This is a genomic window from Sporomusa sphaeroides DSM 2875 (assembly GCF_001941975.2).
GTDB classification, from domain to species: Bacteria; Bacillota; Negativicutes; order Sporomusales; family Sporomusaceae; genus Sporomusa; species Sporomusa sphaeroides.
Map to the genome: position 1 here is coordinate 2,847,675 of NZ_CP146991.1, position 13,969 is coordinate 2,861,643.

15 protein-coding genes are annotated in these 13,969 nt (G+C 47.6%); all 15 read right to left on the reverse strand.

The window, feature by feature from the left end; genetic code table 11:
• Nucleotides 1-89: 89 nt before the first annotated feature.
• Nucleotides 90-485 (reverse strand): hypothetical protein, encoded by a 396-nt coding sequence (locus tag SPSPH_RS13415; protein ID WP_075756685.1) that lies wholly within the window; start codon nucleotides 483-485, stop codon nucleotides 90-92.
• Nucleotides 478-1,074, reverse strand: coding sequence for a GTP-binding protein (locus tag SPSPH_RS13420; RefSeq protein WP_158027095.1), 597 nt, complete (start codon nucleotides 1,072-1,074; stop codon nucleotides 478-480). The genes SPSPH_RS13415 and SPSPH_RS13420 overlap by 8 nt, the downstream gene beginning before the upstream one ends.
• Nucleotides 1,075-1,234: 160 nt before the next feature.
• Nucleotides 1,235-1,501 carry a hypothetical protein gene (locus SPSPH_RS13425; protein WP_075756683.1) on the reverse strand — a complete coding sequence of 89 codons (267 nt, stop codon included), beginning with the start codon at nucleotides 1,499-1,501 and terminating at the stop codon, nucleotides 1,235-1,237.
• Between the two features lie 66 nt (nucleotides 1,502-1,567).
• Nucleotides 1,568-2,197, reverse strand: coding sequence for a cobalamin B12-binding domain-containing protein (locus tag SPSPH_RS13430; protein ID WP_075756682.1), 630 nt, complete (start codon nucleotides 2,195-2,197; stop codon nucleotides 1,568-1,570).
• 66 nt (nucleotides 2,198-2,263) lie between these two features.
• Nucleotides 2,264-3,067, reverse strand: a complete 804-nt coding sequence (locus SPSPH_RS13435) for a methyltetrahydrofolate cobalamin methyltransferase (RefSeq protein WP_075756681.1) — start codon at nucleotides 3,065-3,067, stop codon at nucleotides 2,264-2,266.
• A 264-nt stretch (nucleotides 3,068-3,331) separates the two neighbouring features.
• Nucleotides 3,332-3,889 carry a DUF2284 domain-containing protein gene (locus tag SPSPH_RS13440; protein WP_075756680.1) on the reverse strand — a complete coding sequence of 186 codons (558 nt, stop codon included), beginning with the start codon at nucleotides 3,887-3,889 and terminating at the stop codon, nucleotides 3,332-3,334.
• Nucleotides 3,890-4,008: 119 nt separating this feature from the next.
• Complete coding sequence (locus SPSPH_RS13445; RefSeq protein ID WP_075756679.1) at nucleotides 4,009-5,370, reverse strand: MFS transporter; 1,362 nt, start codon at nucleotides 5,368-5,370, stop codon at nucleotides 4,009-4,011.
• A 108-nt stretch (nucleotides 5,371-5,478) separates the two neighbouring features.
• Nucleotides 5,479-6,936 carry an S-layer homology domain-containing protein gene (locus SPSPH_RS13450; RefSeq protein ID WP_075756678.1) on the reverse strand — a complete coding sequence of 486 codons (1,458 nt, stop codon included), beginning with the start codon at nucleotides 6,934-6,936 and terminating at the stop codon, nucleotides 5,479-5,481.
• Between the two features lie 75 nt (nucleotides 6,937-7,011).
• Nucleotides 7,012-8,295, reverse strand: a complete 1,284-nt coding sequence (locus SPSPH_RS13455) for an MFS transporter (protein ID WP_075756677.1) — start codon at nucleotides 8,293-8,295, stop codon at nucleotides 7,012-7,014.
• A gap of 271 nt (nucleotides 8,296-8,566) precedes the next feature.
• Nucleotides 8,567-9,385 carry a methyl-accepting chemotaxis protein gene (locus SPSPH_RS13460; RefSeq protein WP_075756676.1) on the reverse strand — a complete coding sequence of 273 codons (819 nt, stop codon included), beginning with the start codon at nucleotides 9,383-9,385 and terminating at the stop codon, nucleotides 8,567-8,569.
• A gap of 44 nt (nucleotides 9,386-9,429) precedes the next feature.
• Entirely contained in the window at nucleotides 9,430-9,720 is a 291-nt protein-coding gene (locus tag SPSPH_RS13465) for a ferredoxin family protein (RefSeq protein ID WP_075756675.1), read from the reverse strand.
• Nucleotides 9,717-11,000 (reverse strand): FAD-dependent oxidoreductase, encoded by a 1,284-nt coding sequence (locus tag SPSPH_RS13470; RefSeq protein ID WP_075756674.1) that lies wholly within the window; start codon nucleotides 10,998-11,000, stop codon nucleotides 9,717-9,719. The genes SPSPH_RS13465 and SPSPH_RS13470 overlap by 4 nt, the downstream gene beginning before the upstream one ends.
• Before the next feature lie 27 nt (nucleotides 11,001-11,027).
• Nucleotides 11,028-11,960 (reverse strand): electron transfer flavoprotein subunit alpha/FixB family protein, encoded by a 933-nt coding sequence (locus SPSPH_RS13475; protein ID WP_075756673.1) that lies wholly within the window; start codon nucleotides 11,958-11,960, stop codon nucleotides 11,028-11,030.
• 21 nt (nucleotides 11,961-11,981) lie between these two features.
• The gene (locus SPSPH_RS13480) at nucleotides 11,982-12,758 is read right to left on the reverse strand and encodes an electron transfer flavoprotein subunit beta/FixA family protein (protein ID WP_075756672.1); all 777 of its coding nucleotides are present in this window, start codon (nucleotides 12,756-12,758) and stop codon (nucleotides 11,982-11,984) included.
• 64 nt (nucleotides 12,759-12,822) lie between these two features.
• Entirely contained in the window at nucleotides 12,823-13,962 is a 1,140-nt protein-coding gene (locus SPSPH_RS13485; RefSeq protein ID WP_075756671.1) for an acyl-CoA dehydrogenase family protein, read from the reverse strand.
• Nucleotides 13,963-13,969: the final 7 nt, after the last annotated feature.

A 13,969-nucleotide genomic window follows, 5' to 3' on the forward strand; every position in this document is an offset into this window, starting at 1 on the left:
ACCAAAAAAGAAGAACTGTTATATGATTGTTCTTCTTTCTGGTGAAATGTATGTAGCGTGCCTGTCTAAGGCAGGCATCGGAACAGCTTTTAGTTGGCAAGCCCGTATCCAATCGCATTCTTGCGGAAAACAGCCAGTGAATCTTCCACCACTGTTTCAATCGTCTTGTCATCATGCCCAAAAACCAAGACATTGATATCCAAATCAATACCATCCCGTGAATCATCTGCCCCAGCAGGCCAGCGGGAAGAAGTTTTGCTATCCACCCGGTCCATTCTTGTCAGTGACAAAAATAAAAATTCTTCCTCTGTCAGCTTTGCCAGTACTTTAATATGCCCCATAATAACCCCTTTGTGGGCTAAAGGCCTGCCGATATCCTGAATCAGGCAATTGGCAAGCTTTTCAATAACCGGCCTGGCAACCAGCCTGGCAAAGACAATATTGTACTTTTTACTGAACACCACCGCATCATCCAGCTTATTCAAAACGAATGACCTCCTCGATTACCGCCGGCGCCAGCCTGTCGGCCGCACTGGTAATCATAACCGGCGCACCACCGGCAATTTCCCTGATGTCCTCCATAACTTCCCGCTCATCGGCACCGGCAAGATCAGCTTTGTTAACAAGCACAAGATCGGCTTTCTCCACCTGCCCGGTAACCAGCGGCCCGATCATTTCCTTCAGTTCCAGCCAGCGTCCCATATCAGCAATGGTTATTGTTTTGAAACCGGTATAAAAGTTGCAATATTCATGAATCAGTTTGGCAATATTACCCGGAATGGCTAAACCGGTCATCTCAATGATCAGCCAGTCGGGGCGGATGGTTTCTTTTATCTCTCTGACGGCAGTTACGAGATCACTGGTTATCTGGCAGCATACGCACCCGCCAAACAGCGGTTTTACTTGCAAGCCGCTATCATTCAAAAGCTGATCATCAATCCCCGCTTCGCCAATTTCATTTTCAATAATTGCCACCGTTTCCTGCTTGTTTACCGTAATATATTTGGCAATTTGCAGTATGGTAGTTGTTTTGCCAGAGCCCAGGAAACCGCCAAAAAGCAAAATACGCATCATATCCCTCCCCTGATTGCTTGCATTGCAAGCAGCCTGCACGATTAAAATAAGTATACCATATTTATATTTATGGAAATTCCACTGAGAAAAATTCTTTGTAACTGCACTTAGCAGGAATCCGGATTGCCATACAACCCGGATTCCTGCTAAAGAAACATTTTCACTGTCGGGATGTAACCGGCGCTGCCGTCTCCATGTTATCATTTTCCACCGGGACTTTGCGTTCACTCAGCCAGCCAATTTCCTGCGCAATGGTTAACATCCTGTCAATAATCTGGCGTACCTCTTCAGCGCCGCACGTTTCCTGCCCATTCTGACCGTCAGGCAGGATCTTCTGCTTATCGGCGCTGCCCGCATTACCGGTATTTCCTGATTCAGCTTTGCCGGCGGCAGCCTTGGGCTTGCCGGCTTGTGCTTCATATTTCATAGCAGTGATCCCCCCTTATATCAGTTTAGTTAGTAAAACCCGCACATGCCTAAGGATACTGCAGTATTAGTTAGCGCCGGAAGCCTGTTTCGACATTTCCACAGCATCATAGGCATTTTTACAATATCCGTCGGCCGCACACCATTTGGCAACATTGGGATCAACAGGACCGCCGCCAACCAAAACAGTGGCACTTGTGCCGGTGGCTTTTACCGCCGCCACAGTTTCTTTCATCACATCAAATGCAGTTGTCAGCAGGCAGAACATGCCGACTACATCAGGTTTATGGGTTTTTACCGCCTCAACAAAGGTCTCGATCGGAGCATCTACACCGATATCCACTACTTTGAATCCATTGCAGCTAAGAATTGTTGATACAATATTTTTACCGATGTCATGTATATCATCTTTTACTGTTCCCAGGATGACGGTACCAATTGCCTTTTGATCGCCGCCTTCCGCAAGGGCCGAACCCAAAAGCGCCGCCGCATTGGAGAATACTTCGGCAGACATAATCAATTCGGACAGGTAATACTCATTGGCTTCATAAAGCTTGCCGACTCCTTCCATGCCTTCCTGCAGCTGGCCGAGGATTTCAACCGCCGGCACACCGTCGGCAAGCTGCGCCTTCACTGCCTCAATTACCAAATCTTCTTCCAGCTCGGTTACCGCTTTTACCAAATCAACTTTTGCCATTTTACATTCCCCCATATTCTTAATTTTTCCCACAAAGTTCATGCAAGTAAGTTCACCGGACTGCAATTATTCGTACAGACCCTTTCTATGGGCTTTCAAATATTTGCTGCAGTATCTGTCATTGCCAAGCAGCGCCCGGGAGGCATATACCACACCCATCATGGCTTTATCGGTCGGGTTCAGGATATAGCCGTCCATCCCTACCGTCATGGTTTGTACCACAAATAGCCGGTTGAGAACCGCCCGGTTAGGCAGGCCATAGGAAATATTACTCAGGCCACAGGTGAGATGTACGGCAGGGTATTTTTTCTTGATGGCGTAAATGGCATCCAATACCGATTTTCCATATTTATCATTGGTACTTAATGGTTTAATCAGGGGATCCAGATAGATATCATCCTGCGCAATTCCTTCTTTTGCCATATCGTCGACCAGCTTGCTGGCAATCCGCAAACGGTCTTCGGCCGTTTCCGGCATACCGGCATCCTCAATACAAAGAGCCACTATCTTGGCATTGAATTCTTTTACCAGCGGAATCACCGCCTGATAACGCTTTTCTTCCGCTGTTGTGGAATTGATCATGCGTTTGCCGTTAGCCGTTTTCGCCAGCAGCAACCCGGCCCGCAGCGCATTTTCGTCAGGGCTGTCAATACAAAGCGGCATGTCGGTAACTTCCTGAATGGTATTTACCAGCCACTCCATGCATTCAATTTCCTGCCCAACCATGGTACCGCAGTTTACATCCAGATAATTGGCGCCTGCAGCCTCTTGCTGTCTGGCAACCTCTTGTATATATGCGGCATTCCTTGTTTCAACAGCTTCACGAATGGCTTTACGGCTGGTGTTAATAAGTTCTCCGATAATTAACATATGAACTGTTCCTCCAATTCGGTATGTTGTATATACATCTATATGTATAGTAACTCTCTTCTGCTATTTTGTCAACACTATTTTCTTATATTTCAAATAAATCATATTTGCCGCAAAAGCGGAACAAATCATACCATACAAGCACTTACTATCCAGTATTCTAAGCCAATAAAGATTACAGCAGAGTGTTAGTAAGAGCGCCGGTTAAACGCCAGCGGCAAAACATTACTAACACCCTGCTGTAGAAAAAATCTTTATTTGATTTCATATCGGATTAAACAAGATAAGACCAACGTATGAGACAGTGTTTTTTCCATTATAGTACGGAATCCCGCAGGCCTTTTCCAATTGAATAACATCAATTCCGTAGGCTTCCACCGAGGCAAAGGCTTCTTCCGGAAACCGGCAGGGCTCGTTGTCCAAATAGGAGCATTTGGCGCAAAATTCACAGGCGCCGGCATTCAAAGGCAGAATGTCCCGGAGGTTGTGCTTGTTTCTCACAGCGGCCAGGATGTCTCTGAACACCTTGTCATGCATTTTCTTAGCCGCCATCATGCCTTGCCAGTCAAATGAACTTTTCATTTGATGCACGGTCTGAAACAACAGTCCGTGTGCATACCGGCAAGCCCGGGCTTTTAATTCGGCAAAAGCTCCGACAGCCGGCGGGCAAACCCAGTTGGTATTGTATTTCCTGCATACATTTTGCTCACAGGCTTGCCGGAATTCCTCGACAAATTTGATGGCTGACACTTCTGCAATGGCAGCATAATCGGCTTTAGCCGCTAAGGCCGCCTGCACTAATTCATCATAAACAGTTTCCATACATTTTCCCCTTTGCGTTTGGGACAAGGGGACAGGTCCCTTGTCCCACTCTAACTAAATAGCAAGTTGTACCTTGCAAAAAACTAACGGATAATCCTTGCTCATATGCCCTGTTATTCTTATAGTATAATACTAACGTGTTCCTGAGCTAGTTGATCAAGGGATTTCCCCTTAGTCTCTCTTTTAACAAAAACATAGGCTGCTAACCCACCAATAACTGCCGGAATAATGTAAAATAGAAACGACATCTGAGGTCCTAGGTTCATTGTCATTATTATTCCGGCAACAATAGGCGCCAAAGCCCCCCCAAGCCGACCAAATGCCTGACACCAGGATACCCCTGTATTCCTAAATTCGGTCGGGTAACTCTCTGCCATCAGAGGTTGAACAGCGGTAATCGCATAGTTAATAGCAAAACCCATAAAAATATTGGCTGCCAGGATGGCAGCAAAATTACTGGGAACGAAGGTCATAATAAGAATAGCAGCACCACCAATAAAATAGCTAAAAATGAGATTTTTTCTGCGACCAACTATTTCAGCGACAAAGCCAGTCGAACAATTAGCGATTACTGCCGCAGCATTATTGGCGATTGCCAACCCATAGGCAGACGATAGCTTTAAACCTTTCTCCAGCATTAGAGAAGGCAGCCAAGCATTGATGCCATAAACGATGAAGCAACCGCAGAAATAGGTGATCCAGACACCGGCAGTTGCCACTCTATAATCTTTGGAAAAAAGGGCTTTAGGGCCGACAATCTTGGACTTTGGCGGAACTATTAAGGCATTAGGATCCCACTCAGTAACTCTTCCTGCGGCAGTTTTTTCAATATGCTGGAGAACTCTTACAGCTTCTAGCTTCTGTCCATTATTGGCCAGCCAGTGAGCAGTTTCATGCATCCTGAAATGCAGGAAAATGGCATATAAAAAAGGTAGCCCTCCTATCAGATAACATATTCTCCATCCGTACAGGGGAACAAGCAGGGTGGGTATAAGCCCGCCCAGCACCCAACCAACAATCATCCACGCCATACCAAATGTAATAAACAAAGCCCGACGATTGGTCGGTGTAGTTTCAGAAAATATTGTAGTAACAACAGGGATACAAGCGCCTAATCCCACTCCAGTCAACACACGGAAAAACGCAAACCACTCAAAGCTCTGGACAAAGTAGATCGGAATGGTCAAAAGTGAATATGCGGCGATTGAGTATATCAAAGTTTTCCTTCTACCAATTTTGTCAGAGATGATACCAGCCAGCGCTCCACCAATGATCAACCCGAAGAGACTCCAGGAAGACAGACTACCGGTTTGTATCTTGTCTAAACCCCATTCAGCAGATATTTGCGGCATAGTGTAGGATACGACCATGTAATCATAACCATCGAAGACCATTGCCATGCCGAGAAAGAAAAATACGGACCAGGTAAACTTGTTGACCCCCAAAGAATCAATTACCTCAGAAACGGTAAAGCTCTTCAAAATTTCTAAAACCTCCTTTGAGCGTTAGTGATAGGGGCAGAAGACGACCCCGAACAAGTCGGGGCCCTTAAACCGGCCCGGCTGCACTTTGCCAGGCTTTATTGCATTTTAATAGAAGAATTCGAGTTTCGTCATGTAGGTTTTATCCAGTCTGTCCTTGGTCAGGGAGGTTAAGCCTCTATCCTTAATTTTGTAATCCTGATATTCGAGAGACAATACCACGTTTTTGGCGACAACCTTTTGATAGGCCAGGAACCAGGCATTAACATTGTCGGTGCTGTGAGTAAACACGTTGTAAGGCTGGCCGGGGTTAGCTACCGAGGTAGTGTCAAAACCGCCCGCACCGGACGGCAGAGCGCCCGCATCCACACTGCGGTAAGATACCATCCAGGCATCTGTGCCTTTTTTGGCCGGATTGACCAGACCGACTGCCTGATACATGGCCGGTGGCGCCTGACTGTTGCTAAACTGGACAGCCCAGCCTTTGGGATTATCAGGTAAATCGACCGCTCTGTCCAGTTTGCTGCCCACATAGTCGCCCAGCAGCGTGTATTTGCCCATTTTATAAACTACAGAGCTTGTCCAGCCTTGGGAACTGTCAAAAGAACCGCGATTGGTATTAAGTAAGCCTTTGCCACTCGGGTCGCTGCTTCCCGGAACATCCGCCCAGTAGTAGCCGCCATAGAGCGTAAAGTTTTTAGAAAGTTTATAGCCTAACTGGCCGGTGGTGAACTGGTAGGAGTCATTATCGCCATATCTGGCATTAGCCGCATCCCATTTGTTGGTTTTAATATTGCCGGTCCATCCTTTAAAGCTGAGCTTATCCCAGCTGTTGGTCAGCAAAATGCCGTCCACATTCATCGGCTTACCAATCAGGCCGGTGGTGATAAAATCCAACGCGCTGCGGCCGACGCGGATGGAATCAAACCCAAGCGTATCCTTGGCGGTCACTGTCATTTGATCAAGCGCGATTTCCGAGCCGGAAGCATACTCGGCATTGCCGAATTTATTGCCGCCGGTAGTGGCGATACGCCCAAAGAAAGTCATATTATCATTGACATTGCCCCAGAATTTAATCCGCTGCCTAAATTCAAACGTATCCGAACCGGACAGCTTGTTGCCTATGCTAGGATCATTGCCCACCACCCGGAAGCGGGTTTCGCCGCCGATCCAGGTATTGGTCTTGGTTTCCACTCTTGCCACCCTGGCACCCAAACGGTTGAGTTCACCGGCAAATTCGGCGGAAAGCTTATCAATAAGCTGTTTATTCTTTTCATCCGCTGTTTCAAATTTATCCATCGCTTTGGCAATAATGATGGCAAATTCATAGCGGCTTATGGTTTTGTCGCCCTTAAAGGTATTATCGCCATATCCGTCAACAATACCGGCCTTAACTAAATCATCTACTGCACCATAAGCCCAATGGCCAGCCGGAACATCGCTGAAAGATGTCGCTACAGCAGCATGAACAGGGCTATCGAGTACCGGAATTCCAGCCATAGTAATCGACATAAGTGCCAATGGTACGATAGCTGCCCATTTTTTCAATGATTTTGTTTTCTTCATGAAAATCTCCCCCATTTTTCATTTAATTACTAAAAGCCATTCCCTCATTTATCCTTACGTGTAAAGTACAGCTACTTATACACTTTTAGAACATTGCGAACTGGTAGGCGGCTTAGGCATGGATGCAAAAATTACTATAATTACACCTAGAAAAACGATAGCTGAATTAAGCTGGAAAGCCGGAGTATAACTATGGAACATATCAAATAGTTTCCCGCCAACTACGCCGGCGCAAGAAACAATGACTGCGGTGATTGCCTGTAGCGAACCATTAATTTTCGGAAAAGCGGCAGGACCGAAGAAGTTGCCCAGCATCGTGTTTTGGGCTACAAAGGTCCAGCCAAAACCGGCACCATACAATACAGCTGCTATATAAGCTGACAGCATCGCACCAGGTCCAGCCTGCACAGCGAGATATGACCCAACAAGATAACAACACATACCTAGCATAAAGACATAACGAGCAGCAATTTTGTCCATTAACCAACCACTGATCAACCGTCCAAAAATCCCGCCCATGGTAAACATGCCCATAGCAAATGCGGCATCTGCCGGTAAAATTCCTTTGCCTTTTAAATGCATAATCCAGTGAGCGGTAAAGAAGAAAAATGGCCATTGACTGGCCGCCGCGGCCAACACGGTCATCCAGTATGTAACTGATTTGTATACATCGGCCGGCTCCCAAACATGTTTTGTAACTAATGCACTGTTTGCAGTTACTGCGGTTGAAGTTTCCTCCGCAACTTTTCCATCAGGAATTTGCCCAAGATCTTGCGGGCGTTCTTTTACAAAGAGCCACGCGACAATTGCACTAACAACGGCAATTCCTGCTACCACCATCCAGGCTAACCGCCAGTCACCCCCGCTTGATGCTATTAATTTGTTCATAGCCGGGGCACCGATAAAACCGGCAAATCCGGACGCGGTCATAGCCATGGCCATTGCTCTTCCCCGGAATTTAACAAACCAGCGGGTAATCGTTGTCGACAGAGCGACAATTGTACTAAACCCAATACCGCTGCCTACCAGAACGCCAAAACCCACTAAATAATGCCAAGGTTGAGTGGCAACCTGAGATAACCAGAAAGCCCCTATAACAAGTAAACCTGAACCAATTATAAATGTCTTGCGAACTCCCCATTTGGTAATTGTCATTCCGACAAGTATGGCAGACAGACCAACAAATAAATTCAAGAGCGAAAAACCCAACCCAAAAGTAGTGCGGTCCATTGCTATTTCCTTCATCATATAGGAGTTAATTACAGCCCCCCCATACAGTGGAAATCCCATATTCAGCAGATACAGGAACCACAAGGCACCAACCAGTTTCCAACCATAAAACTTTTGCTCATTCTCCATGATTAAACCTCCCATAATAAAATTTTTCAGCGCGCAACTCTCTTATTGGCCAATGAAGGGCAGACGATGAACAAATTCCATCCCGGCAATTTAAAATGCATTTTATGTATATACATCTATATGTATATGCTATACGATGTCAGAATGTTTGTCAATCGCTTTCTCTGACATTTCAGAAAAATATGTTTCTTTAAAGAAAAGCAGTCTCATTAGCTAACGCAGACAACTCTTCTCCCGTATTACAAAATAATTGCTACTTATTGCTGAACCGTTACAATGTTTTTGAAATTTGATCAATCTCGTTTAATGAAGCTGTTAATTGCTGCATCGACGCAAATATTTCTTCTGTAGAAGCCGCTTGTCTTTCACCTAATTCTGCAGTATTCATCATTGTATCAACTACTGATTTCGCCTCATTATGAATATTTTGCAAAATAGTTTTAATTTCGTTTACCGATTGCGCACTATTTACAGCCATTTGCCGAATTTCTTTGGCAACAACAGAAAATCCACGGCCTTGCTCGCCTGCCCTAGCAGCTTCAATTGCGGCATTAAGTCCTAGCAAATTAGAATTGTCCGCCACTTCACTAATAAACTTTAAAATATTGTTAGTTTTATTAACCCATGACAGGACATTCTCTCCGCCTTGCCTTACATTAAGAAGACAATCAGACAATTGGTTGGCTGAATTGGACAGTTCAGCCAAAGCCATATTTATTTCCTGGGAAGTCGTTGCAATAGACCGAGTAGCTTGTTGTAATATGGCTTGCGTTTTGTAACTAGTAGCTATACCAAGGATTCCTGCAAATTCCCCATTATCCTCAAAAATCGGATAAATAATCGAAGATAGCTTTATTCCATAAACATGTTCGGGAATCATACCTTTAACGACTTTCTTAGTAGATATACATTCCTTTATTGGTCCGCCTGAAGCAATATTGCCGATTTTGATATTTGCAGTTGAGAAAGTTATTGGATGTTCATGATGAAGAAATCGTCCTTCCGAATCACAGACCACAATATCACAATCAAGCACACTAGTATCTCGATAAAATTTTGCGGCAGTAATTACTGCTTCTAAATTTTTCATAAGATCATCTCCAAAACAAAAGTGTTCTCCACTTTTGTTTAACCTTAACCGTAGCGAAAAGAGACTCCCATCGTTCCGCGCGGATAAGTCCACTTGATTATCCCTTTATTTTTACAGACAATCCGGCAGGTGCCGCATTCCAGGCAGCCGGCATAGTCAAAGTTGACTTCACCGTCTTTCAGGGTATATAACACCGCCGGACAAACAACCAGACAGGGTTTTTCTTTACAGCCTGCGCAAATAGACTTATCAAGAACAATGTGAGGTTCTTCTTCATCAACGACGAACTTATTAATGCCAAGAAGCTCCTCCGGCGAAAGTTTTTTTACTGTCATACCGCTTTAAACCCCTTCCAACCGTCGGCAAGCAATTGGCCGAAGGTAACATGCTTTTTCAATACTTTCAGCATAGCCTTGTCCATCCGTTCAGGCAGCTTGCCGTCTACCGCAAACAAAACCTGCAGCATGTCATTTGCCATGGCCGGATAGGTGGATACCATCCGCCGGTTGCTCATAAGTTCATGAAATTTCGCATAAAGCTTCATGGTTGCCAGCAGTTCCAAGGTTTCCAGTTCTTTACGGTAGGCCGGCCCGACATTGCTGCTGTTTTCATTTTTAAGGATTGCCTGCGCCGCCGCCACACCGCTCACAATGGCCAAATCAATACCGCGGATGATGGTGCCGGTATTGACAACCATGCCGGCGGCATCACCAACCAGCAGCAAACCGTCCCGGTATAATTTTTCTGGCATGGCATGATAGCCGATCTCCGGTACAAGGTGCGCACTATATTCGACGGTTGTACCATCTTTAATCAGCGGATAAATAGCCGGATGCATTTTCAGTTCCTGCATAATCTCGTGAATTTGTTTGCCCTGACCGGCCAGGTCGGCCGGATTCAGCACAAGCCCCAGCGAAATGCTCTCTTTGTTGGTGTAAAGAAAGCCGCCTCCGAGGACATTGTCCGAACAGCCGATGAGCACCCGGGCCGCACCTTCGCCGCCGGTTACCTGGAAGCGGTCTTCAATGACGTTTGCCGGCAATTCAATGACCTCTTTGACGCCAACACCGACGGTATGGGCGTCAATATCCCGGCGCAGTCCGGCCTTTTGTGCGATAAAGGAATTTACTCCGTCGGCGGCAACGACTACCGTCGCATAAATTTCATCCTCACCGGCCTTTATCCCGACAATTTTACCGTCAGCTTCAATCAGCTCATCAACAAGAACTCCCGGCGCCAGCATGGCTCCCCGGGCTTCGGCCTGCGCGGCAAACCACTCGTCGAAAGGCGCCCGCAGCACAGAATAAGATTGGGGAACATTTTGCCCGAAATCATAATTCACATAATCAATAGTTGTTGCGCTATTTTCTCCCAGCATCATAATTTGCTCGCGTACCACAATTCTTTCCAGCGGCGCGTGCCTGTACAGGCCGGGTTCAACCAGTTCCAGTGCATAGGTGTATAAGCGTCCGCCGGTAACATTTTTACTGCCTGCGCTTACGCCCCGTTCTACCAGCAAAACACTTTTTCCGTTTTTCGCCAGAACGTAGGCGCAGGCGGTGCCGGCCGGGCCGGCACCGATAATTATGGCATCAAATTTTTCATCGTCTGACATAATATCCCCCCTACTGTAACCCTGTTTCTATTTTTTCTGCAAAGCGGCGGTTAACAAGGGAACGACTTCGTACATGTCCCCTACTATGCCGTAATCGGCTGCTTCAAAAATCGGAGCTTTTTCATTAGTATCAATGGCGACAATAATTTTAGCGTCCCTGATACCGACAACATGCTGCACCTGGCCGGAAATACCCATCCCGATATACAGCTCCGGCTTGATTTTCTGGCCGGAAATGCCGATATAGCGATCACTGGGCAGCCAGTGATAATCTTCCGCGATACCGCGGGTGCAGCCAATTTCGGCGCCGGCGGCAGCCGCAAGCTGCTCTGCCATTGTCAGATCTTCCTGTCTGGCCAAGCCGCGGCCCACGCACACCACCCGGCCGGCGGCGGCAATATCGGCGCCCTGGCGAAGGATCGGGCAGACATTGCTGACCGTCACTCTGTCATCTGTATTCTCGACTTCAATGGTACGTATTTCCCCTTGTCCGGCCTGAGCCGCAGCTTCAGCGAAAGTCCGGGGGGGAATGGTCACAAGGGCCGGTAAGGCAGCCGTTTCCGTGCACACGGCTAAACCGCCATACAGCAAACGTGTGGTCTCAATTGCACCGTCAAGATATTGAAGGCTCAACGCATCGGTAACCAGACCGGTATTGAGACCTGCCGCAACCTGTGCGGCCAAATCTTTGCCGCGCATGGTCGCCCCGGCCAAAAATACACTTGCCTGCTCTTGCTCCAAAATACCGGTGATAGCCGCAGCATAGCTTTCCGGCCAAGGATTGGTGCCTGCAAGCACATATACCCTGTCGGCGCCGGCATTAGCGAAACCTGGCGCAGCCTCAGGGTTAAGTGTAATTACATTAACAGGCTGCTGCATGACTTGTTTTAATTCCAGGCCTGCCGTCAAAAGCTGCCTGACAACTGCGCTGTCTTCAGAATAAATCCAAATTCCTGGCATGTTCAAAACTACCCCTTTCCTTTAGCACAGTCCCTCTTGGGCAAGACTGGCAACTAATTTGGCGACATTATCGGCTGGATTGGCTTCTTTAAAAATGACCTTTTTCCGATCCATGCTGTAGCCCTTGAGACTGGTAGAGCGCACTTTAGGCGTCAATTTTTCGGCGGCAAGTCCCAGGTCGGTCACTTTTATTTCCTCGGAAGGCTTTTTGGCGGCAGCCATAACCTGCTTCAAACCGGGTATACGCGGCTTGTTAATTTCCGGCAGGACGCTGATTACGGCCGGGCCGGTTACAGTTATTTCTTCGGTGCAATCACCCAGCTTACGGATTGCCACAATGCGTCCGTCAACAACAGTAAGCTGTTGAACATAGGTTATGGCCGGAACCCCGAGTAAACCAGCCAGCCGTGGGGCTGTCTGCTGACTATAGGAGTCAGAACTGCCTTCGCCGCACAGAATCAGGTCAAAGGACCCGATTTTATTGACAGCGGCGGCCAATATATTGGCCGTTACAAAGGCGTCCGCCTGTTTGCCCGCTTCATCGCCAATCCAATACACCTTGTCAAGACCTCTGGATAAAGCGTCTTTCAGTGATTGTCTGGCCGCCTCAGTCCCAAAGGTAAGGGCTTCAACGCCGGCACCATGCTTTTCCGCTAACAGTACACCCTCTTCAATTGCATTTTTGTCATAGTCGCTGATTTTGTATTTGGCCCTGCCGGTGTCGAGAGACAGATCTCCCGCTATTTTTATATCTTGTTCGTCCAATACCCACTTGTAGCAGACAAGAAGCTTTTGCATGGTTTACCCCTTTCTTGATACAGGAGAGAGCCTCTCCTTCCAATTCATAGTCGACTTGCCAATATCAGGCCAGCAGGTTGCCGGCAATGATTTTTTCCGGGAAATCCAGTGAACTGTCTTTAATAACCACGCCTTTGACATCGCGATACAGGCGGGAGGCCGGCATTTCCTGGCTGTAACCATAACCGCCTTCCACCTGAATAACATCAATAAGCGCGCTTTGCCCGGCCCTGGCGGCAAACAGCCTGATGATGGCCGCCTCATTGGCAAACGGTTCGCCTTTTTCCAGCAGACTGGCAGCATCATAGACAGCCAGGCGCAGCAGATGAATGTTGGCAGCCATGTCAGCCAGCATGGTCTGAATTGCCGGGAAGCTGGCAATAGGACGCCGGAACTGAATTCTCTGCTTGCCGTATTTCACGGCATCTTCCATAGCCGCCTGGGCAATACCCACCATCATGGCCCCCTCGGCGATTGCTGCCGCCGCCTGTGCTTCTGCGGCAATGGCCAGCCCGGTGCCTTCCGCACCTAAAAGATTGGCGGCTGGTATTTTTACATTGTTAAACTCCAGTTCGGCCGACTGGCAGCCGCGCAAGCCCATTTTGCCAATTGTCCGCACTACCGACAACCCTGCTGTGCCGCTGTCCACAATAAACGCGCTCATTCCCTGTGCACCGGCCTCCGGCTTGGTCTGGGCAACTACAATATAGACTCCGGCGGCACCGCCATTGGCGACATAGCATTTGCGGCCATGTAACACATAGTCATCGCCGTCTTTGTGTGCCACCACTTTTTGCTGGCCGGCACCGGGAGCCGCACCCGGCTCCGCCAGCGCAAAGGCACCCAGTTTTTCTCCCTGACAAAGCGCCGCCAGATAGGTTCTCTTTTGCTCGCCGGAACCCCAGCGGCTAATACTGTAGGCCGCCAGCGAGGCATGATTGACAAGAATGGCAGCCACTGCTCCGCTGACCCGGGAAATTTCCTCAATAATTAGTGAGTAACTGAGATAGCCGGCCTCAGCACCGCCAAATTCTGCCGGCATAAAAATGCCGAGAAAATCCTGTTCCACCATTTTCGCTACAATATCGGCCGGATGTGCGCCTGTATGATCAATTTCAGCAGCTGCCGGCGCTATATACTCCTGGGCAAATTCCCGGGCATTCTGCTGAATAAGCTGTTGTTCTTCCGTTAATAGATAACCCATGCGTTAC

Coding starts and splice junctions, on each gene's coding strand:
- SPSPH_RS13420 (WP_158027095.1), bottom strand. CDS start 1,074: ATGATGCGTATTTTGCTTTTTGGCGGTTTCCTGGGCTCTGGCAAAACA.
- SPSPH_RS13425 (WP_075756683.1), bottom strand. CDS start 1,501: ATGAAATATGAAGCACAAGCCGGCAAGCCCAAGGCTGCCGCCGGCAAA.
- SPSPH_RS13430 (WP_075756682.1), bottom strand. CDS start 2,197: ATGGCAAAAGTTGATTTGGTAAAAGCGGTAACCGAGCTGGAAGAAGAT.
- SPSPH_RS13435 (WP_075756681.1), bottom strand. CDS start 3,067: ATGTTAATTATCGGAGAACTTATTAACACCAGCCGTAAAGCCATTCGT.
- SPSPH_RS13440 (WP_075756680.1), bottom strand. CDS start 3,889: ATGGAAACTGTTTATGATGAATTAGTGCAGGCGGCCTTAGCGGCTAAA.
- SPSPH_RS13450 (WP_075756678.1), bottom strand. CDS start 6,936: ATGAAGAAAACAAAATCATTGAAAAAATGGGCAGCTATCGTACCATTG.
- SPSPH_RS13455 (WP_075756677.1), bottom strand. CDS start 8,295: ATGGAGAATGAGCAAAAGTTTTATGGTTGGAAACTGGTTGGTGCCTTG.
- SPSPH_RS13460 (WP_075756676.1), bottom strand. CDS start 9,385: ATGAAAAATTTAGAAGCAGTAATTACTGCCGCAAAATTTTATCGAGAT.
- SPSPH_RS13465 (WP_075756675.1), bottom strand. CDS start 9,720: ATGACAGTAAAAAAACTTTCGCCGGAGGAGCTTCTTGGCATTAATAAG.
- SPSPH_RS13470 (WP_075756674.1), bottom strand. CDS start 11,000: ATGTCAGACGATGAAAAATTTGATGCCATAATTATCGGTGCCGGCCCG.
- SPSPH_RS13475 (WP_075756673.1), bottom strand. CDS start 11,960: ATGCCAGGAATTTGGATTTATTCTGAAGACAGCGCAGTTGTCAGGCAG.
- SPSPH_RS13480 (WP_075756672.1), bottom strand. CDS start 12,758: ATGCAAAAGCTTCTTGTCTGCTACAAGTGGGTATTGGACGAACAAGAT.
- SPSPH_RS13485 (WP_075756671.1), bottom strand. CDS start 13,962: ATGGGTTATCTATTAACGGAAGAACAACAGCTTATTCAGCAGAATGCC.